Source organism: Woeseia oceani (assembly GCF_001677435.1).
GTDB classification, from domain to species: domain Bacteria; phylum Pseudomonadota; class Gammaproteobacteria; order Steroidobacterales; family Woeseiaceae; genus Woeseia; species Woeseia oceani.
This window is the reverse complement of the sequence record NZ_CP016268.1, coordinates 2422760-2440165: the sequence shown is the minus strand read 5'-3', so window position 1 is coordinate 2440165 and position 17406 is coordinate 2422760. Positions and strand designations below refer to the sequence as shown.

Genomic DNA, 17406 nt, shown 5'->3' with positions numbered 1-17406 from the left:
GCGGTCCTCAGAGCTTGTGCGTATCGAGTGTGTGACCTTGCTCGCGATACCGTGCATAGCGGGCGCGGCTCAGGCGGCGGTCATTATCATCGGAGGTTACAATCTCCGCGACTCGCGGGAAAGGACTGATAGTGGCCGGGACTTCGTCACTGAGGTTGATCAAGAGATCGCAACCGGCTTGCAGGTGGTCATCTGTGTAGCCGATCGTAACCGGCGGTCGCTCTGCGGCTGTGGTGTCAGCGAGTGAATGCGGCACGAAACTGCCATCGCGCCAGGTCCACAACAAATCGTCAAGTCTGCTGGCCGCGCCGTGTTCAGTCGTATGGACGTGCACCGTGTTGTTGAGACGGTAGGCTTTTTCGACCAGTCGGCAAGCGAATTGCCAGCGCGCGGAGGATTCCGCGGCTGACAGAATATAGAAGTCGACCTTGGCCATCGCGCTCAGGGCAGAACCGCCGCTCGCGCCAGCAGGAACTGCGTCAGCAACGGCACCGGGCGACCGGTACCACCTTTACGGCTGCCCGTTTGCCAGGCGGTGCCGGCGATGTCCATGTGCGCCCAGTTCATGCCGTCCGTGAACTTGCTGAGAAAGCAGGCCGCGGTAATTGCGCCACCCTCTCTGCCGCCGACATTGGCCATGTCCGCAAAGTTGCTTTTCAACTGTTGCGTGTACTCGTCCGCCATTGGTAACTGCCAGGCCCGATCTTCTGCGCTGACGCCCGATGCCACAAGCTCGTTAGCCAGTGCATCGTTATTGCTCATGACTGCTGAAGTGTGATGGCCCAGCGCTATGACACACGCACCGGTCAGCGTTGCAACGTCGATCGTGACGGCCGGTTTGAACCGTCGTGCATAGGTCAGGGCATCGCACAAAATCAGACGGCCTTCGGCATCCGTATTCAGAATTTCAATGGTTTGGCCGGACATGCTCTTGACGATGTCGCCGGGTTTGGTCGCTTTGCCACTGGGCAGGTTTTCACAGGCGGGAACGACCGCCGTGACATTGATGGGCAGTTGCAGTGTGGCTACCGCGGCCATCGTGGCGATAACGCTGGCTGCACCGCACATGTCGTACTTCATTTCGTCCATGCCAGGGCCGGGCTTAATGGAAATGCCACCCGAATCGAATGTAATGCCTTTGCCGACGAGCACTACCGGTGCCGCTTTACCGTTGCCTTTGTATTGCATGACGATCAGCTTGGCGGGCTCTTCAGTGCCGGCCGTCACGGACAACAGGGAGTGCATTCCCAGCTTCTTCATTTCCGTTTCGTTGACTATCTTGGTGTCGAAGCGCGCATGCTCTTTGGCCAGTTTCTGCGCCGTACGGGCGAGATAGGTAGGCGTGCAAACGTTGGGTGGCAGGTTGCCCAGGTCTTTCGCGAGCGACATGGACTTAACGATGGCATCGGCATGTTCTGCGCCGAGCGTGGCTTGCGCGCTGTCAGCTCGTTTCTCGACAGCCAGGCCGACTTTTTTCAGTGTCGGCGCCGGCGAACGACGCGTGCTTTTCATCATCTCGAAGCGGTACAGCGCATCGCCTATCGTTTGCACGGTATGACGGGCGAGGTAGTAAGGGCTGGCTTTGCCAGCGGGCTCAAGAGTGAGGTAGGACACGAGCTCGGTGATCTTGTGGCTGTCCAGCGCCGTCATCGCGGCAGCAGTGGCCTTGCGCAACGCTGCAACACCAAACTCATCGGCTTTACCCAGACCAACGGTGACCACACGTTGCGCGCGAGTGCCTTGCAACGAGTGGTGCACACTCGCTTTACCGAGCTTGCTGGAAATGCTGCCGCTCTTGAGCAGTTTGCTGAGCAGGCCGTCGGAGGCTTTGTCGATTTCGGCGGCTGCCTGGCTGAGCTTGTTCCGATCGTAAATGCCAACAACAATGGCGCTTGCCGCGCGCCGACTGGCGGCACTGGTCGTCGTGAAGTAATCCATAAACTCTGCCTGTAATTATTAGTGTCGCGCAGCGGCTTTGACACACGCGGCGCAACCGTTGTGAGTACTGAGTTGCCGGTTTGCTGTACTGATTGGACGATCGTCCAGAGCTGGGCGACGATGGGGCTGTCCCGAACATCTCAAAGACGGTAGTCTAACCGATCCTAATGCCCGGCGTTAACTGCGGATTTCCAAGTGAAATCGTCAGAATTTCCATGATTCGGATCCTCGATCGCTACATATTCCGCGAAGTCGCTCAGACCTGGCTCGCGGTCACCACCGTTCTGCTGTTCATCCTGCTGACGAACCAGTTCGCGCGGGTGCTGGGTGACGTGGCCAAGGGCAAACTGCCGAAAGACGCGGTATTTCAGATCATCGGCCTGACGGGACTGCAATACCTCACGATTCTGGTGCCCATCGGCCTGTTCCTGTCCATCATGCTGGCGCTGGGGCGCCTCTATGCGGACAGTGAAATGCCCGCCATGATGGCCTGCCGGGTCGGCCCGGCCGGCATCTACCGGCCGCTCACCTGGCTGATGCTGCCACTCGTAGTTGGCGTCGCGTGGCTGGCCATGGACGTCGCGCCGCGCGCATTGACCGCCATTGAGCGGATTGGCGTGGAAGCACGCCGCCAGGCCGATCTCGCGAGTATCGAGCCGGGCAAATTCACGGCCACCGGCGGTGATGATTCCGTGGTCTATGCCGAGCGGGTTATAGGACCCGGAGCGGTTGAAAAAGTGTTTCTGCAGCGCCGTACCGTCGCGGGTGACGTGGAAGTGGTCGTCGCCGAGCGCGGCGAGCAGCGTGATTCGGACGACCCGAACACGCGGTTCTTCGTCCTGCACGACGGCCGTCGCTACTCCGGCGTGCCTGGAACGGCGCGCTTCACCGTCATGGAGTTTGCCGAGCACGGCATCCCTTACCAGTTACCCGATCTCTCGGAACCCGAGCTGGAGCCGCGCGCCATGCAGACGCGCGAATTGCTCGGTTCGCGCGATCCGGCCCACGTCGCCGAACTGCACTGGCGGCTGGGCGTGCCGTTGTCGACACTGATTCTTGCCATTTTCGCTGTTCCGCTGAGCCGCAGCCAGCCGCGCCAGGGGCGCTACGGCCGCATCGCCACCGGTTTGCTGGTATTCATTATCTACTTCAATTTGTTGAGCGCGGGCAAAGCCTGGGTCGAGCAGAGCACTGTGCCGCCCTGGATGGGAATCTGGTGGGTGCACGTGTTGATGTTGTCGGCGGCACTCGGCCTGCTCGGCGTGCAGAACGGTATTCATCGACGACTGTTCGCGCGGCAACGGGCGGTAGCGGCATGACTGGCATCCTCTCGATGTACCTGATGCGCTCAATCCTGTTCAGCACTTTGCTGGTGCTGATCGTGCTGCTGGCGCTGGCGGGCCTTTTTGAGTTCATCGGTCAGATCGACAACGTGCAGGGCACCTTCGGTATCCCGCAGGCCGCACTGTATGCCGCGTTACGATTGCCGCAATTGGCGTTCGAGATGCTGCCAATTGCGGCATTGATCGGCGCATTGCTGGGTCTGGGAAGCCTTGCCAGTAACAGCGAACTCGTGGTCATGCGTACCGCCGGACTGTCGGTTCCGCAGCTGGGAGGAATGGTCGCGATGGCTGGCCTGGTCTTGATGGTTACGACAGCGTTGATCGGCGAGTTCATCGGACCGCCACTCGACTACTACGCGCGCAACATGCGCAATGAAGCGCGTTACGAGAAAGAAAAGCAGGACTTCGGCAACGCTGCCTGGGTCAAAGACGGCAACGTCATCATGAATCTTGAACGGGTCAATTCCGAATTCGAGTTCGGCACTGTCTATCTGTTCCAGTTTGACGATGACGACAACCTGCAATCGATAGGTCGCGCGGAAAACTCCGGGATCGATGATGCCGATCACTGGATCCTGGAGAATTACCGCTCGACCCGGTTTGCCAACAATGCCGTCGAGGTCGTGGAGTCGCCACGCGAAGTCGAAGATTTCAATATCAACGGCGACGTGCTGGGCATCACGCTGGTCAAACCGATCAGTTTGTCGGCGCGTGGGCTCATGAGCTACATCGGCTATTTGCGCCGCAACGACCTGTCGGCAGTACGGTACGAAATGGAGCTGTGGTCACGCATATCTTCCACCGCCACGGTGGTAATCATGCCGGTGCTGGCCCTGGCGTTTGTATTCGGTTCATTGCGTTCGGCGGGAACCGGCAGCCGCCTGATGATCGGTGTGCTGATCGGCCTGGGTTACTTCCTGGCCAGCGAAACCCTCGCGAATTCCGGGCAGGTGTTCAACCTGAACCCGGCTCTTGTGACCTGGATGCCGACGTTTGCGCTACTGGCGATCACGGCTTTCGCGCTGAGCCGGGTGCGTTAGCGACGCGCCAGGCTATTTTGGGTCTTTCGCCGGGCGCGGGTAATAGCGCAACCGGGTTCCCGAGGCACGGTCGTGCCAGCTCAGGCCGTCGCGATCGATGAGTTGCCAGACGTAGCCCAGTCCGGCAGGCGCCCAGGAAACCAGGGCGACAGCAAAGCGAACACTGCAGGCGCCGATGCCTGGTAAGCGTCCTTGCTCGTCTTCGATCCGCAATCCCCAGGACTGCATGCCGAGCGTGCGCCCGTAGCGCGACCAGAACACCACAAAGAACAGGTAGATCAGCAACAGCAGGAACAGCTGGTAACTTGCATTGCCGCTTTCGACCGGTTCGCCGCCACGCAGGGCGATGAACGGGATCGTGCCGAGAAACAAGACCGCCAGAATTAACAGGGTGTCGTAAAGAATGGCGCCGAGACGCCGGCCAAAAGGTGCATTTTTCATCAGAATGTCTTGCGGGTTTGAAATTGAGGGAAGCTCTGGCAGACAGGTTTGCTCGTCTACAGAGAAAGGTAGTGATTCAGCATACGCCGGCGCATCGCTGTGTCGGGGAGATTGCCGAAACCGGCGCCAAGGTTGTCTGCCATGTGCTGCGGTTTGCTGGTAGCCGGTATCGCGCAGTTTACCGCGGGATGGCTGATGATGTATTTGAGAAAGAACTGGCCCCAGCTCGCGGCGAACTCGCGGGCCCAGTCCGGCAATTCCTGACCACGCACTTTTGAAAACAGCGCGCCAGCCTGGTACGGGCGGTTAATCAGTACCGCGATACCCATGTCGGCGGCAAGCGGCAGCAGCCGTTCATCCGCTGCGCGCTCGCCGAGCGAATAGTTGATCTGGATGAAATCCGGCCGGTGGCGACGCATGGCTACTTCCATCGCGTCAAACGCGCTCTCGCGATAGTGGGTAATGCCGCTGTACCGTATGCGGCCATCCTGCTGCCATTCCCGCACGGTGCCGATTTGAGTATCGAGGTCGCGCAGGTTGTGCACCTGCATGAGATCAATAACGTCTGTACGCATCAGCTCGGCCGAACGGGTCATTTGCGCTACACCCGCCTCGAGGCCGTTGGTCCAGACCTTGGTGGCCAGAAAGGTATCTGCGCGCCGGCCACTGACGTCCAATACGCTGCCCAGAATACGCTCCGAGCGGTTGTACATGGGTGAGGTGTCGATGAGGCTGCCGCCTTTGTCCAGCAGCAGTTCGACGATGGCGTTGCGTTCGGCCAGTTCGTGAGCTGTACCGGCGACATCGAAAACATCGTAGGTGCCGAGGCCGATGACTGGCAGCAATTCGCCGCTGCCGGGTATTTCCCGGGTACGCATGGTGGTGTCCTGTGCAGCCGCGCTCAATGCAGGAGCCAGTGATGCCAAAGCCGCGCATTCCAGGAAGTCGCGTCTTGACCAGCTTGTCCTGGAACTTCGACTCATCCTGTTTTGCTTTGCAGCAACGCGTCATCGCGCTGTTTATACTCACGGCCGATGCGCAGAGCTAGCAGGGTCCAGATTACTGCCAGCGGTACGCAAACCAGTGCGACACCCGTGAGGCCGATGCCTCCGATAAAGCGGATCGTCCAGCTCGCGATCAGGTCGCCACCGCGATAGACCGCCGTCTCAATGAAGTTCTTCGCTTTGTAACGCTCTTCCGCGGAGACGACGGAGTACAGCATGTCCGTTGTTGGCTTCGTCAAGCCGAAGGTGATGGAGCGTCGCAGCACCTGTACGGCCGCTATCACGATGAAGACCGGGTTAATCGCCAGCAAGGCAAAGCCAAGCACTGAAACCACTGGCAGGATTGCCAGCGTGATGCCAACGCCCAGTTTGCGCACCGTGTACCGGACCAGTATCAGTTGGCCAATGAATGACAGTGCATTCTGGATGGCATCGAGAATTGCGAACACCCGCGTGTGTTGATCCGTATCCGCAAACGTCGCATCGACCAGTTCCGCCATGTACATGTAGGTAGCGACGCCAAGAAAGTTGGCGATGATCATGGCAGTGGCGATTGCCAGCAAGTAGGGCGAGGTCGCGAGCAGTTTGATGCCCGCCAGCGCGGTGCCGCCAATGGGTATGCCGCTGCCGATCTGCTGGTTGTCTTGTTTCTCGTCGCGCGTTGTCGCCCAACGACGCAAACGAAAGATGCAGAAGACGGCGAACGCCAGCAACAGGGCGGACATCGGCAGCAGGTTGCGAAATCCGATGGGTACAACCAGCGCGCTGGTCACCAACGGGCCGAGCAGCGCGCCGGTACTGCCGCCGGCGGAAATGATGCCAAACAGACGTCGTCCCTGTTCCTTGGAATAAATATCGGCCATGAAGCTCCAGAACACGGAGACCACGAACAGATTGAACACACTGAGCCAGACGAAAAACGCGCGGCTGATCCATACCTGATCCAGACCATTGTTCTGCTGGTACGTGAAAGCCGCGAAGAACAACAGAATGTTGGCGATGAAAAAATAATAGACCCAGGGGAGAAATTGTCGGCGCGGAAAACGTGACGCGACCCAGCCAAATGCGGGTGCCGCCAGCAACATGGCGAAAAATGTGCCCATGAACAGCCACGGAATATTCTCGGTGCCACCGACAATGGCCATCGCCTCGCGGACCGAGCGCAGCATGTAATAGGCTGAGAGCAGGCAGAAGAAATAAGCGAACGACCAGGCGACCGCGGCGAACTCCCGGTCTTCGATGCCCAGCAAGTGGGCAGTGGCGCTCAGCAGACTACGCCTCGGTGAATTGTCACTCATCAAACGGGACCGGTCGTTCCAGTGTTGGCCGTCTTGGCGCTTTGAGGCGTTGGCAAGCCAGGTAAGTGTGCATAATGACTGAATTCGGCTACGGGGTGAACCGAAGAGCGTGTTCGGAGCCTGGGTCAGTATCCAGAGCAATGGGAGTGAGAATAATGGAAGCTGTAGCGATCGTAACGGGGTTGGCCTTATTGCAGTTGTTTGTGTTCGCGTTTCAGGTCGGGAAAATGCGCGTGAAGCACGGCGTAAAGGCACCAGCCGTCAGCGGTCATGAGGAGTTCGAACGCATGTTTCGGGTGCACATGAACACGCTGGAGCAAATAGTCATTTTTTTGCCCGCTCTCTGGTTGTTTGCGCTCTACGTGAACCCGTTGATTGCCGCGGGTCTTGGACTGCTGTTCATCATCGGTCGTTTCGTTTATCGCGCCAGCTATCTGGTTGATCCCGGTAAGCGCAGCATGGGGTTTACCCTGGGTTGGCTGCCAATGATGGCGCTGCTTATCGGCGGCATGATCGGCGCCTTGTTAAAAATGCTCTAGCATCACCGTATGCATAACTGTGTTCTTCACCTGAATTCGCCACTGTAACCGCGGCCGTCGTTATCCGATGCTGACGGTCCGGCACCGCTCTGCAGCGGGCCGGTTTACAGCAACATTTCGGCTAAGGAGAGCTGTCATGGGAAGGGCATCGGTACGTTTTTTCACTCTGTTTATGGTCGCGCTGGCAGGCGCTGTCTCTGCAGCCTACGCTGCGGCGCCAGCCGATGGTTGCGCGCAGCTTGCGACCACCGTCGATGACAATCTGCAAGGCGCGATGCGCGCATATCGACTGGATGGAAGCTCACTGGTCAATCAGGGGCGGGCAGCGGGGATTGCCGCCGGCAATCCCGTGAGTTGCGGCACGACCGCCGCAGCCGCGAGCAGCGCGTTTTCGGCTGTCATGAACCGTTACGGTTTGCAGCTGTCGTGGCATAACGGCGGCTTGCCGAACCCCGGCGACTTCTGTGAGAGTCATTATATAAGTCAGTGTTACCCGGAGCTGCAGCAGGGCAGTTATGGCCTTACGGCTGTTGATCAGGCTTTCGTCAGGGATGCCTGGCTCGGTGTTCGTAGCGGGCTTGCGCGGCATATGCCTTTCGGGCTGCAAAGCGACATCGCTTTCTTTCAGCCGGAGCAGTTGGGCACGACGTTGCAGATCAGCCTCGACCTCAGTCTTGCCCCGTCACCGTTGCCGGAGCGCCGGGAAATCGGCAGTCGGGTCGTGGGTGGCGATCGCTAGGACCGCACTGGCAATACGCACGAGTAGCGCCGGTAGCTGCGACTGTCGGCGCTCGACTCGGTCGGCTGGCTTCGGGAGGCTGACGGCCTACAGCAGTACAGCCTGTTGCGCTGCCACTGAAGCATTGAACCGTTGCACCGATTTGCGCGTGGTCAGCCATGGGATGGGCCGGGCGCGGCGTACGCCAGGTAGCCTGGCGCGTTCCCGGGCGTATCGCGTGCCTCAGAGCCTCGCGCGAAACTGCAGCATCGCAACGTGATTCACTGCGTTTTCGGGGCTGCGATTGAGACGTTGATTCATATAGCCGGCTTCGATAACCAGCTTGTTGTGCACCGGCATGCGCAGGCCAAGGTAACTGCGAAACTGCTCGAAGCCTGAGCTTGCACCCCAGTCGGTATCGCGAAGGTTGCTGTGATGCTCGACAGAGGCGATCACGCTTGCGGCATTGGACGGCAACGGCATCGCTAACTGCAATTGCTGTCGAAAGCGCAGGCCAACGTCGTGCGCATCGTCAAATTCACGCTCTTCCAGGCGGGTGCGCAATACGAGTGCGCCCCAGTCCCATTGCTTCGCTGTCCAGGTGAATTGTTGCCACCAGCGCTGTTCGTTGCGACTGCTGCCACCCGTCGGATCGGAGATGAAATAGCCGTAGCCAGCCAACACAGTCATGTTCGGTTTGAGGTCATAACCGAGTGCTGGCCGCAGACCGTAAAAGTCAGTACCGCTGCCGCGTGCGTAGTGTCCCACTTGGGCATCGACAGCGTAACGCCATCGGGTAGGCTCTCCCGCTCGCCGGATATTGTCCGAGGTTGCAAAAATGAGGCGTGCGCCGTTCGCTTCATCAGCCGCAACCGCCGTTGTTGAGATTGCGATCGCGAGCGACGCAATCAGCAGTGATGCGAATTTCATTCAGTCTAACCTGTCGATCGAAAGGTACTGCACGACACAACCAGCTGTGCGGCCGGGCGGCAGTGTAATGAACGCGCGAGCAATAATCCAAATCGGCTTTGTCGGCGCAGGGCGGTGGAGAGTGCAGACGGAATTAGAGTTGGCGAGCTGGCTAACAGTGCGCTCAGGAGAAGCTGAGTGAGCGGCCAGGCCTTTTTTCCTAGAATTTCGCGCGTAAACGCAATACAGCCAGATGATTGACCGCGTCTTCCTCGCCCCGGTTAACCCACTGGTTCATGTAGCCGAACTCCAGTGCCAATTTCTCGCTCACCGGCATGCGGACGCCGGCATAACTGCGCAAACGGTCGAAGCCGGAGCGCGCACCCCAGTCCGTGTCGCGAAGGTTGCTGTAATGTTCGATCGATGTAATGAGGGTTAGCTGCCAAGCTGGCAACGGCATCGCCAATTGCAGTTGCTGGCGAAATCGCAATCCAATATCGCGAGCACGTTCGAGATCCCGTTCTTCCAGTCGCGTGCGGAAGGACAACGTTCCCCAGTTCAAGCGTTTCGCGGTCCAATTGATTTGTTGCCACCAGCGGTGCTCGTAGCGATTGCTGCCAACGTTCGGCTCGGTAAGAAAATACCCGTAGCCAGCCCACACTGTAATATTTGGGTTGAGGTCGTAGCCCAACGAGGGCCGCAGGACATACTGATCACTGCCAGAGCCGCGTTCAGAGTGCCGCCACTGCATGTCGAGGCCATACCGCCAGCGTGTCTTGGTGCCCGCGCGCTGAATGTTGTCTGACGCTGAGAGTATCCCCCAAAAGCCATTGGCTTCATCGGCCGCATGCGTTGTGGTCGAGACGGCAGAGGCCAGAATTACGGTTGCGAGCAGCGTGAGTTTCATAAAGCGTTGTTGCGAATGGAGTATCCGGCGCTGAATGATGCGGGTATGGCGACAATTTATAAAGCAAAAAAAAGCCCCGACCAGCGGGGCTTCTTCTCAATTGCGATGCGCTACCTTCAGACTTTCTTGCGTCGTGAAAAGCCCAGTCCGGCAAGGCCAAGGCCGAGCAGAGCCAGCGTGCCGGGTTCCGGTACGGCAACGTCACCGTCGCGTACCGCCCAGATGCGCATCTTGTCGCCTTCACCACCACCAAAAGTCTGGTAGCCGAAATGGAAGTGGAAAGACCAGACCTGATCGGGGCGATTCGGGTTATCGGTCAAGGTGCCGGACCAGTAACCACGGTAGGTCAGATTCTGGAACGGGTTGTAGTTGATTGACGTCGGCGCGGGGTCCGAAGGGCTGAGGCTGGAGTTGGCCGCATAACCGAGGTTGACGTAGTACATGAACGCCAGCTCGCTGCTCATGCCCGTTTCGTCAAAGCCCCAGGATGAGGGGTCGTTGAACGTTGAGGGCAGGCGCCAGTCGCTGATGTATTGGTCACGGACGGAATCGTAATAGACCAGATCGTCCACCCACTGGGCAGCGTCGCTCTGTGTTCGGCGATCAATGCCTGTGCTGGTGCCGGAATACGAAGCGTCCTGCAACCACGTGACGTCGAGGACGTCGTCATAGATCAGGCCGCCACCGCGATCAATCAGTTCGGCGTGACTCAGTGAGGTGAAAAAGGTCGCAAGCATTCCCAGCGCGACGATTCGTCCTGTCCTGTTCTTCATGAATTCTATCCCTGATCCTGTTAATTCGGATTATTGCTGCGCCAGTGTGTCTGGCTGGCTTGCGATAGATAAAGCAAGAACGAGGCCAACTTTGAAAAGGTATAAAAAACAATAACTTGAAAAGTGCTTGATACCCTTGCCCCGATACCTTGGAAAGAAAACCGACATCATATGGTCGATGCATAACTGTGCTGTCAGAACGGCCATCGGCAACGATGCGAACAAGAACAATGCTGGCATCCGGAATTGCCGGGGATAACAGTTCCACAGTGCACCAGGTGCATGCTATGCATGCCCGAACTGGATGCAAAGTACTTAAGAAATCAACGGTGTATGCAGACAGGGGCGTTATGCAGCACGGCTCGAAGCCAGCGGGCTGAGCCGACGGAGAGCCCGGCCAGCCGTTCCGGGTTATGCGTAAGCCGCCAAGAAACGGCCCGAGGTGCAGGCAATGGCGGGCGTCGGTACGTTCACTTTCACCTCGACGGTCGTAACGAATGTCGACATCATCCGGGTTCGGTTGCTGCCGGCAAGCGCGGTGCAGCAGATCGATACGTGTTGTTTGTCTCTAAAGGGGAGCGCTTATGCACAAATGGACTATCGGTTGCCGGATTTTTTGGCTTAGCGTGCTCTGCCTCGTGAGCCTCTCCGCAACAGCCCAGGATTACCCGCCGGCATGGGACAAGCCTTTCCCCGCACACCGGGTTGTCGCGAATCTCTATTCGGTGGGCACGTACGATCTCAGCTCATTCCTGCTGACGTCGGATGATGGCCATATCCTGATCAACACCGGCATGGCAGGTTCCACCGCATTGATACGCGACAATATTGAGGCGCTTGGCTTCCGACTCACCGACGTCAAAAGGTTGCTAACCAACCAGGCGCACTTCGATCACGTCAGTGCGATGGCCGAGATCAAAGAGCTTAGTGGGGCGCAACTCTGGGCGACAGCGCCGGATGCAAAATTACTGCAAGACGGGGGATTCAGCGATCCGTTGTTCGGCGGCAGCGAAACGTTCCGACCGGTCAGCGTGGAGCACATCATCAGTGACGGTGATGTCATTGCCTTGGGCGAAACCAGACTCACGGTGCACGAACATCCCGGCCATACCGCGGGCAGTACAAGCTACTCGCTGCGGGTGCATGAAAACGGACGGGACTACAGGGTACTGATTGCCAACATGGGCAGCATCAACCCCGGCACAAAATTCCACGAAGACGAGACATACCCCGGCATTCGGGACGACTACGCCAAGACCTTCAAATCACAAAAGGCACTGGACGTCGATATCTGGGTTGCCGCGCACGCCAGTCAATACGGTCTGCATGACAAATACAAACCCGGCCAACCGTACGATGCGGACACATTCGTTGATCCGGAGGGGTTCTTTGCGTTAGTCGCAAAACTGGAGCAACGCTTCCTCACGGCATTGGATGAGGAAAAACAAGCCGCGCAGATTGAATCAGAACAGAAGCATTAGAGAAGTTATCCGGTTTTATCGGAATCGCGGCTTTGGAGTTTCGCAGCAAGTGCAACGCATGTTGCCTGGACAGTCTTATTCAGGCCGACAAGCCCCGCCAAATTGATCGACCAGATCATCGCAGGAAGCTCTCGCGTACCCGCAACGGGCTTTCCCGTTAAGTACGTGACAGTAGTTTTGTCGCCCGGGTCGCGGTGACTTGGGCGTATGACAGTGGTAATCGCCAGTCCTGCGATTGGTGTGGCAGCCGTCCACGTTTGTACCACCGGGATGAGCGGCAACCTTGCCAAGTTGCGCGGCTATCAAAGTACTCGAGAGTATTACCGACAGCAGGAGCTTCGACACGGCAGCACCCCTAAAGGTTGAATCAGTTCGCAGAGTATATAGAGAATGGCTGCAACGTCTGCGCCGGGATGTCCAATGCGGTCGGAGTGAAATTTTCTGTAATTATGCGACCAAAGCTCAGGCTGGCGCATCCACTTTGAATGTATGTAGGCCACTCGCACATCCTGTGTCGGTGGAACGTCTAACTCGACGCCCTGGCAATGGAGGGTAGTATGTCCAAGCTCATGGTTGGATTCTTACTCGGAGTCATTGTGGCCAGTGCGGGATTTCTGTTGTTTGGCGAGCAACGCAACGAATCTCCGTTACTGCAGCCGGATACTGGTTTGACAGCTGCGCCGTCGGCATCGGTCTCTACTACGGAAGTGACTGTACAAGTGCCACGGACTGAAGTGCTCGACGAACCCGGTTCGCAACAAACATCTCATTCATCTGCATCTGCAACGACTGCCCCAGTCGAATCGTTGTTACCAGGACACCAGGAGTCTTCGCAGGGCAATTCAGTTAATGCGGCAGTTGCACGGGCATCACGGGATTCCGCAGGCGTCTACTCGCCAGAGATTGCCGAAGTGATGGGCAGAAATGTACCGGACGATCTGCATTCCCGATTTGAAACCGAAGACCGCGAGGACTCGTGGGCAAGTTACATGGAGGAGCAGTTCGCTGCTTACTTTGCTGACAGACCGGCACTGGCCCAGTTCAACATCCCATTGATCCACTGCCGCACCTCAATCTGCGAGGTGCACGCGATTGGCTATGGCCCTGATGCCTACGTGATCTGGACTGGCGCGACGGCAGGTATTCAATATGAACCGTGGCACGATTTTCGACGGCTGTCGGTTTCGACTAAGGATGTCGAGCCTGGCGTGCTGGGGATTGTGCTGATACTTGCAAAGGCAGCTGAATAGCTCTGCTCGGGAGCAACACTGGGGTGCAAAACAACATTACTTGAGGTGGGGCCGGGACGCGCAACGCGCGGTCGCCGTCAATTCCTAGTGCAGGAAGGCCCAGGAAGTGGCGGATGCCTGACGCCGCAGCATGGGTGCTAGGTGATACTGGAATGTGGTACTCCCTACCGGATTCGAACCGGTGTTACCGCCGTGAGAGGGCGGCGTCCTGAACCACTAGACGAAGGGAGCATGGTGTTGTTTTTGACTGCCCCGGCTGGCGGGGGCTGCTATTATACGGCCGCGTCCCCATTCCTCAAGCGGAATCTCTATTGAATATCGGCCGTTCGAAAAAACCAAAAAAACCCACAATAATCCCTCGGCCCAAGCACACGGTCTCCCGTTCGGAGATCTCCGACAGCGCGCTTAAGGTATTGTATCGCTTGCATAAATCAGGCTTCCAGGCATTCCTGGTAGGCGGCGGTGTGCGGGACGCGATACTGGGTTTGCACCCCAAAGACTTCGATATTGCGACCGATGCTCACCCGGATGAGGTGAACGCATTGTTCAGCAATTGCCGCCTGATCGGGCGGCGGTTTCGACTGGCGCACGTGCGATTCGGCCGCGAGGTCATCGAGGTTGCCACTTTCCGGGCCTCAAGCGATGAGGAAGACGACCCGGATTCCGCGCTCGACAACGATGGCCGCATATTGCGCGACAACGTATATGGCACGGTCGACGAAGACGTCTGGCGTCGGGATTTCACCTGCAATGCGCTCTACTACAACATTGCTGATTTCAGTATCTGGGATTACGTCGGAGGGGTGAAAGATATCCAAAAGCGTCGCCTGGTGTTGATCGGCGATGCTGAAACCCGGCTGCGTGAAGACCCGGTTCGAATGCTGCGTGCCGTGCGTTTTGCCGGCAAGCTGGATTTCACCATTCACCGGTCTGTGCAGAAGGCGATGCGTAAGTCGGTCGAGTTGCTGCGCAACGTACCGCCGGCCCGATTGTTCGACGAGTTCCTGAAGATGTTTCAGGGTGGTCATGCGCTCAAGACGTTTCAGTTGCTGCGCGAGCACAATCTGTTTCGCCAGTTGTTTCCGGAGACCGATGAATACCTCGATTCGGACGAGTCTTTTGTCCGCTTCGTAGAAGCCGCGTTGATCAACACCGATCGCCGCATCGCCGAAGAGAAATCCGTAACGCCCATGTTCCTTATTGGCGTGTTCCTGTGGGCGCCGGTACGCGAGCGTGCCAAACAGCTGCGCGAGGAAGAGGGCATGACCGTTGCCCAGTCTCTGGCCGCTGCGGGCTGGGATATCACCGGCCTGCAACAATCGAGAATTTCCATTCCGAAGCGTTTTACAGCACCCATGCGCGAAATGCTGTCGCTGCAACCGCGCTATGAAATTGTCAATGGCCGGCGCGCAATGAAATTGCTGGAGCATCGGCGGTTCCGTGCCGCGTACGACTTCTTTGTCCTGCGCGCTGAAGTGGGCGAAGTGGATCAGAAGCTGGCTGATTTCTGGACCGATATTCAGACCCAGCCGTCGGAAGCCCGCGACAAGCAGTTCGCGGTCACCGACAGTGCCGGTCCCGCCCGCAAAAAACGCCGCCGCCGACCGCGAAAACGGCGCGCGGCCAGTTCCGAATCCTCATGAGCGAAACTCGGCCACACTGGTGGCCGGCGTTCATCGGCATAGGCAGCAATCTGGGCGAGCCTGTGCAACAGGTCGAACAAGCCATTAAGGCCCTGGCCGGCCTTGAGCAGTCACGTCTGATCCTCTGTTCGTCACTGTACCGTTCAGCACCCGTCGGACCGCAGGACCAGCCGGATTTCATCAATGCTGTCGTTGCCGTTCTGACCCGCCTCGCGCCACAGGGCCTGCTGACGAGCTTGCAAGCCATTGAAAACGTTCAGGGCCGTACCCGCAGCGGCGAGCGCTGGGGGCCGCGCACGCTGGATCTGGACCTGTTGGTCTATGGCCAGGCGAGCGTGGCGACGGCCGAGCTGACGCTGCCTCACCCGCGCATTGCGGAACGAAATTTTGTATTGTTGCCCCTCAGTGAGATTGCTCCCCATCTGCCAATTCCTGGATTGCCCAGTGTTCCTCAACTGGTGCAGCAGCTTGTGTTGTCAGAGCCAGCGATCGAACGACTAACACGCTGACGCGGCCAGTGCGCTGCACGCAACAGGAAGTTTCACCACGTGCTTACGAGCCTCAAACAAAAACAACAAGGACCGCGCTACATCGTTGTCGAAGGACCGATCGGCGTGGGCAAGACCAGTCTGGCCCGCAGGCTCGCAGAAAGTTTTGATGGCGAACTGGTATTGGAGCCGCGCGAAGAAAACCCGTTCCTTGAGCGCTTTTACAAAACCGGCCGCAGTGCTGCTTTGCCCGCGCAGTTGTTTTTTCTGTTTCAACGGGCGCGCCAGATGGAAGAACTGCGCCAAGCGGACATGTTCGCGCCCGTGCGGATCGCGGATTTTCATATAGACAAGGACCGCCTGTTTGCCGAGTGCAATCTCGATCCCGAGGAGCTGGCACTGTATGAACAGATCTGCGCCAAGCTCGACGTGGATGCGCCGGTGCCCGATCTGGTGATTTATCTGCAAGCGCCAGTGGATGCGCTGCTGCGCCGGATCGCCGGCCGGGGCATACCGTACGAGCGCACCATTGACCGCGCTTACCTGGAAAAGCTGACCGATGCCTACGCCCGTCATTTCCATAATTTTGACGAAGCACCGTTGCTGATCGTCAACGCCGCGGCCATCGACCCCGTGAGCAATGAAGCCGATTACCGGCAATTATTCGAACAAATACAGCGCACAACCAGCGGCCGGCATTTCTTCAACCCGGCGGCGGCTGTGGCACTGGCCTGAATTGGTCGCGCCGCAACGCGTGAAATCTTTTATGATCCCTTGCCCGGCGTAACCTGCGGAGACAGGAATGTACACACAGCTAGAACAACGTGGCATGGCCGAGCCGCCAGTCAACGTCTCCACGTTGCACAAGATGAAAGAAGCGGGCGACGCCATCGCCTGCCTGACCGCCTATGACGCCAGTTATGCGATGCTGGTCGACAATGCCGGCACGGACCTGGTGCTCGTGGGTGATTCGCTGGGCATGGTCATTCAAGGCCACGACACCACGGTCCCGGTTACCGTTGACGACATTATTTATCACACGCGCAATGTGGCCCGCGGCCTGCGCCGGGCCTTCCTGGTCGCCGACATGCCCTTTATGAGTTACCGCAATCCTGATCAGGCGCTGGAGAATTCCGTGGCGTTGATGCAGGAAGGTGGCGCGATGATGATTAAACTTGAAGGCGGTGACAGCCAGATCGAAATCGTCAAACACCTCGCGCGTCACGATATACCGGTATGCGCGCACCTCGGTTTGAAACCGCAGTCGGTGCACAAGATCGGTGGTTTCAAGGTGCAGGGCAGGGAGCCTGAAAAGGCGCAGCACATGATCGACAGTGCACAGCGTTTGCAAGACGCCGGTGCCGATATTGTTTTGCTGGAATGCGTGCCGAACGAACTGGGCAAAGCGGTTACCGAAGCGCTGGACGTGCCCGTTATCGGTATCGGCGCGGGCCCTGATGTTGACGGCCAGATTCTCGTGCTCTACGACATACTTGATATTACGACCGGGCGCACACCGCGCTTCGTGAAAAACTTTATGGCGGGTCACGATTCACCCGGCGTGGCGTTGCAATCCTACGTACAGGCCGTCAAGAATCGGGACTATCCAGCACCGGAACATTGCTTCTCCTGAG

At 58.1% G+C, this 17406-nt stretch carries 19 protein-coding genes and 1 tRNA gene; 10 read left to right on the top strand and 10 right to left on the bottom strand.

From position 1 onward, the window contains the following. Window positions 1–7: 7 nt before the first annotated feature. The gene (locus BA177_RS11005; RefSeq protein WP_068616223.1) at window positions 8–436 is read right to left on the bottom strand and encodes a DNA polymerase III subunit chi; all 429 of its coding nucleotides are present in this window, start codon (window positions 434–436) and stop codon (window positions 8–10) included. 5 nt (window positions 437–441) lie between these two features. Then, on the bottom strand, window positions 442–1938 hold the full coding sequence (locus BA177_RS11000; RefSeq protein ID WP_068616221.1) for a leucyl aminopeptidase: 1497 nt from the start codon (window positions 1936–1938) through the stop codon (window positions 442–444). Between the two features lie 215 nt (window positions 1939–2153). Here BA177_RS11000 and lptF point away from each other — a divergent pair, with 215 nt between their 5' ends. Further along, on the top strand, window positions 2154–3257 hold the full coding sequence (lptF, locus tag BA177_RS10995; protein WP_068616220.1) for an LPS export ABC transporter permease LptF: 1104 nt from the start codon (window positions 2154–2156) through the stop codon (window positions 3255–3257). Beyond that, a complete protein-coding gene (gene lptG, locus BA177_RS10990) occupies window positions 3254–4321 on the top strand; it encodes an LPS export ABC transporter permease LptG (protein ID WP_068616218.1) in 1068 nt (355 codons plus the stop codon). The genes lptF and lptG overlap by 4 nt, the downstream gene beginning before the upstream one ends. A 12-nt stretch (window positions 4322–4333) precedes the next feature. On the opposite strand, the gene BA177_RS10985 is transcribed toward lptG, so the two are convergent. The 3 genes from BA177_RS10985 to BA177_RS10975 are packed head-to-tail and all read right to left on the bottom strand — an operon-like array spanning window position 4334 to window position 7064. Further along, a complete protein-coding gene (locus BA177_RS10985; protein ID WP_068616216.1) occupies window positions 4334–4762 on the bottom strand; it encodes an RDD family protein in 429 nt (142 codons plus the stop codon). A 56-nt stretch (window positions 4763–4818) separates the two neighbouring features. Further along, window positions 4819–5745 carry an aldo/keto reductase gene (locus BA177_RS10980; protein ID WP_068616214.1) on the bottom strand — a complete coding sequence of 309 codons (927 nt, stop codon included), beginning with the start codon at window positions 5743–5745 and terminating at the stop codon, window positions 4819–4821. Continuing rightward, window positions 5742–7064 (bottom strand): NTP/NDP exchange transporter, encoded by a 1323-nt coding sequence (locus BA177_RS10975; RefSeq protein ID WP_068616212.1) that lies wholly within the window; start codon window positions 7062–7064, stop codon window positions 5742–5744. Before BA177_RS10975 ends, BA177_RS10980 begins: the two co-directional genes overlap by 4 nt. 155 nt (window positions 7065–7219) lie before the next feature. Between BA177_RS10975 and BA177_RS10970 the strand changes: the two genes are divergently transcribed. Both BA177_RS10970 and BA177_RS10965 read left to right on the top strand, forming a co-directional pair. Continuing rightward, window positions 7220–7603, top strand: a complete 384-nt coding sequence (locus BA177_RS10970; protein WP_068616210.1) for an MAPEG family protein — start codon at window positions 7220–7222, stop codon at window positions 7601–7603. Between the two features lie 136 nt (window positions 7604–7739). Beyond that, window positions 7740–8342, top strand: a complete 603-nt coding sequence (locus BA177_RS10965) for a hypothetical protein (protein ID WP_068616209.1) — start codon at window positions 7740–7742, stop codon at window positions 8340–8342. Window positions 8343–8564: 222 nt separating this feature from the next. Here the strand turns inward: BA177_RS10965 and BA177_RS10960 are convergent, their stop codons facing one another. The 3 genes from BA177_RS10960 to BA177_RS10950 all read right to left on the bottom strand — a co-directional run bounded on the left by BA177_RS10960 (window position 8565) and on the right by BA177_RS10950 (window position 10910). After that, window positions 8565–9251, bottom strand: a complete 687-nt coding sequence (locus BA177_RS10960) for a DUF2490 domain-containing protein (protein ID WP_068616207.1) — start codon at window positions 9249–9251, stop codon at window positions 8565–8567. A gap of 199 nt (window positions 9252–9450) precedes the next feature. After that, window positions 9451–10137, bottom strand: a complete 687-nt coding sequence (locus BA177_RS10955; protein ID WP_068616205.1) for a DUF2490 domain-containing protein — start codon at window positions 10135–10137, stop codon at window positions 9451–9453. Between the two features lie 116 nt (window positions 10138–10253). After that, on the bottom strand, window positions 10254–10910 hold the full coding sequence (locus BA177_RS10950; protein ID WP_082990046.1) for a PEP-CTERM sorting domain-containing protein: 657 nt from the start codon (window positions 10908–10910) through the stop codon (window positions 10254–10256). Window positions 10911–11494: 584 nt separating this feature from the next. Here BA177_RS10950 and bla point away from each other — a divergent pair. Then, complete coding sequence (gene bla / locus BA177_RS10940; RefSeq protein ID WP_068616200.1) at window positions 11495–12391, top strand: subclass B3 metallo-beta-lactamase; 897 nt, start codon at window positions 11495–11497, stop codon at window positions 12389–12391. 75 nt (window positions 12392–12466) lie between these two features. On the opposite strand, the gene BA177_RS19085 is transcribed toward bla, so the two are convergent. After that, entirely contained in the window at window positions 12467–12736 is a 270-nt protein-coding gene (locus tag BA177_RS19085; RefSeq protein WP_197492985.1) for a YHYH domain-containing protein, read from the bottom strand. 212 nt (window positions 12737–12948) lie between these two features. Between BA177_RS19085 and BA177_RS10935 the strand changes: the two genes are divergently transcribed. Continuing rightward, on the top strand, window positions 12949–13641 hold the full coding sequence (locus BA177_RS10935) for a hypothetical protein (RefSeq protein WP_068616198.1): 693 nt from the start codon (window positions 12949–12951) through the stop codon (window positions 13639–13641). 155 nt (window positions 13642–13796) lie between these two features. Here the strand turns inward: BA177_RS10935 and BA177_RS10930 are convergent. Next, window positions 13797–13872: transfer RNA gene (locus BA177_RS10930), tRNA-Glu, on the bottom strand. Window positions 13873–13952: 80 nt separating this feature from the next. Here BA177_RS10930 and pcnB point away from each other — a divergent pair. From pcnB to panB, 4 genes are all read left to right on the top strand, one after another. Beyond that, on the top strand, window positions 13953–15284 hold the full coding sequence (pcnB, locus tag BA177_RS10925) for a polynucleotide adenylyltransferase PcnB (RefSeq protein ID WP_330385128.1): 1332 nt from the start codon (window positions 13953–13955) through the stop codon (window positions 15282–15284). Continuing rightward, on the top strand, window positions 15281–15793 hold the full coding sequence (folK, locus tag BA177_RS10920) for a 2-amino-4-hydroxy-6-hydroxymethyldihydropteridine diphosphokinase (RefSeq protein ID WP_068616197.1): 513 nt from the start codon (window positions 15281–15283) through the stop codon (window positions 15791–15793). The genes pcnB and folK overlap by 4 nt, the downstream gene beginning before the upstream one ends. Before the next feature lie 39 nt (window positions 15794–15832). Beyond that, on the top strand, window positions 15833–16507 hold the full coding sequence (locus BA177_RS10915; RefSeq protein WP_068616195.1) for a deoxynucleoside kinase: 675 nt from the start codon (window positions 15833–15835) through the stop codon (window positions 16505–16507). 67 nt (window positions 16508–16574) lie between these two features. After that, a complete protein-coding gene (gene panB, locus BA177_RS10910) occupies window positions 16575–17405 on the top strand; it encodes a 3-methyl-2-oxobutanoate hydroxymethyltransferase (RefSeq protein WP_068616192.1) in 831 nt (276 codons plus the stop codon). The last annotated feature ends 1 nt before the right edge of the window (window position 17406 follow it).

What these genes read in the sequence shown, in the direction of transcription:
- BA177_RS10985 (WP_068616216.1), bottom strand. Translation starts at nt 4,762, where the DNA reads ATGAAAAATGCACCTTTTGGCCGGCGTCTCGGCGCCATTCTTTACGAC.
- BA177_RS10965 (WP_068616209.1), top strand. Translation starts at nt 7,740, where the DNA reads ATGGGAAGGGCATCGGTACGTTTTTTCACTCTGTTTATGGTCGCGCTG.
- folK (WP_068616197.1), top strand. Translation starts at nt 15,281, where the DNA reads ATGAGCGAAACTCGGCCACACTGGTGGCCGGCGTTCATCGGCATAGGC.
- lptF (WP_068616220.1), top strand. Translation starts at nt 2,154, where the DNA reads ATGATTCGGATCCTCGATCGCTACATATTCCGCGAAGTCGCTCAGACC.
- BA177_RS10950 (WP_082990046.1), bottom strand. Translation starts at nt 10,910, where the DNA reads ATGAAGAACAGGACAGGACGAATCGTCGCGCTGGGAATGCTTGCGACC.
- BA177_RS10960 (WP_068616207.1), bottom strand. Translation starts at nt 9,251, where the DNA reads ATGAAATTCGCATCACTGCTGATTGCGTCGCTCGCGATCGCAATCTCA.
- bla (WP_068616200.1), top strand. Translation starts at nt 11,495, where the DNA reads ATGCACAAATGGACTATCGGTTGCCGGATTTTTTGGCTTAGCGTGCTC.
- BA177_RS10935 (WP_068616198.1), top strand. Translation starts at nt 12,949, where the DNA reads ATGTCCAAGCTCATGGTTGGATTCTTACTCGGAGTCATTGTGGCCAGT.
- BA177_RS10955 (WP_068616205.1), bottom strand. Translation starts at nt 10,137, where the DNA reads ATGAAACTCACGCTGCTCGCAACCGTAATTCTGGCCTCTGCCGTCTCG.
- BA177_RS10975 (WP_068616212.1), bottom strand. Translation starts at nt 7,064, where the DNA reads ATGAGTGACAATTCACCGAGGCGTAGTCTGCTGAGCGCCACTGCCCAC.
- lptG (WP_068616218.1), top strand. Translation starts at nt 3,254, where the DNA reads ATGACTGGCATCCTCTCGATGTACCTGATGCGCTCAATCCTGTTCAGC.
- BA177_RS10970 (WP_068616210.1), top strand. Translation starts at nt 7,220, where the DNA reads ATGGAAGCTGTAGCGATCGTAACGGGGTTGGCCTTATTGCAGTTGTTT.
- panB (WP_068616192.1), top strand. Translation starts at nt 16,575, where the DNA reads ATGTACACACAGCTAGAACAACGTGGCATGGCCGAGCCGCCAGTCAAC.
- BA177_RS10980 (WP_068616214.1), bottom strand. Translation starts at nt 5,745, where the DNA reads ATGAGTCGAAGTTCCAGGACAAGCTGGTCAAGACGCGACTTCCTGGAA.
- BA177_RS11000 (WP_068616221.1), bottom strand. Translation starts at nt 1,938, where the DNA reads ATGGATTACTTCACGACGACCAGTGCCGCCAGTCGGCGCGCGGCAAGC.
- BA177_RS11005 (WP_068616223.1), bottom strand. Translation starts at nt 436, where the DNA reads ATGGCCAAGGTCGACTTCTATATTCTGTCAGCCGCGGAATCCTCCGCG.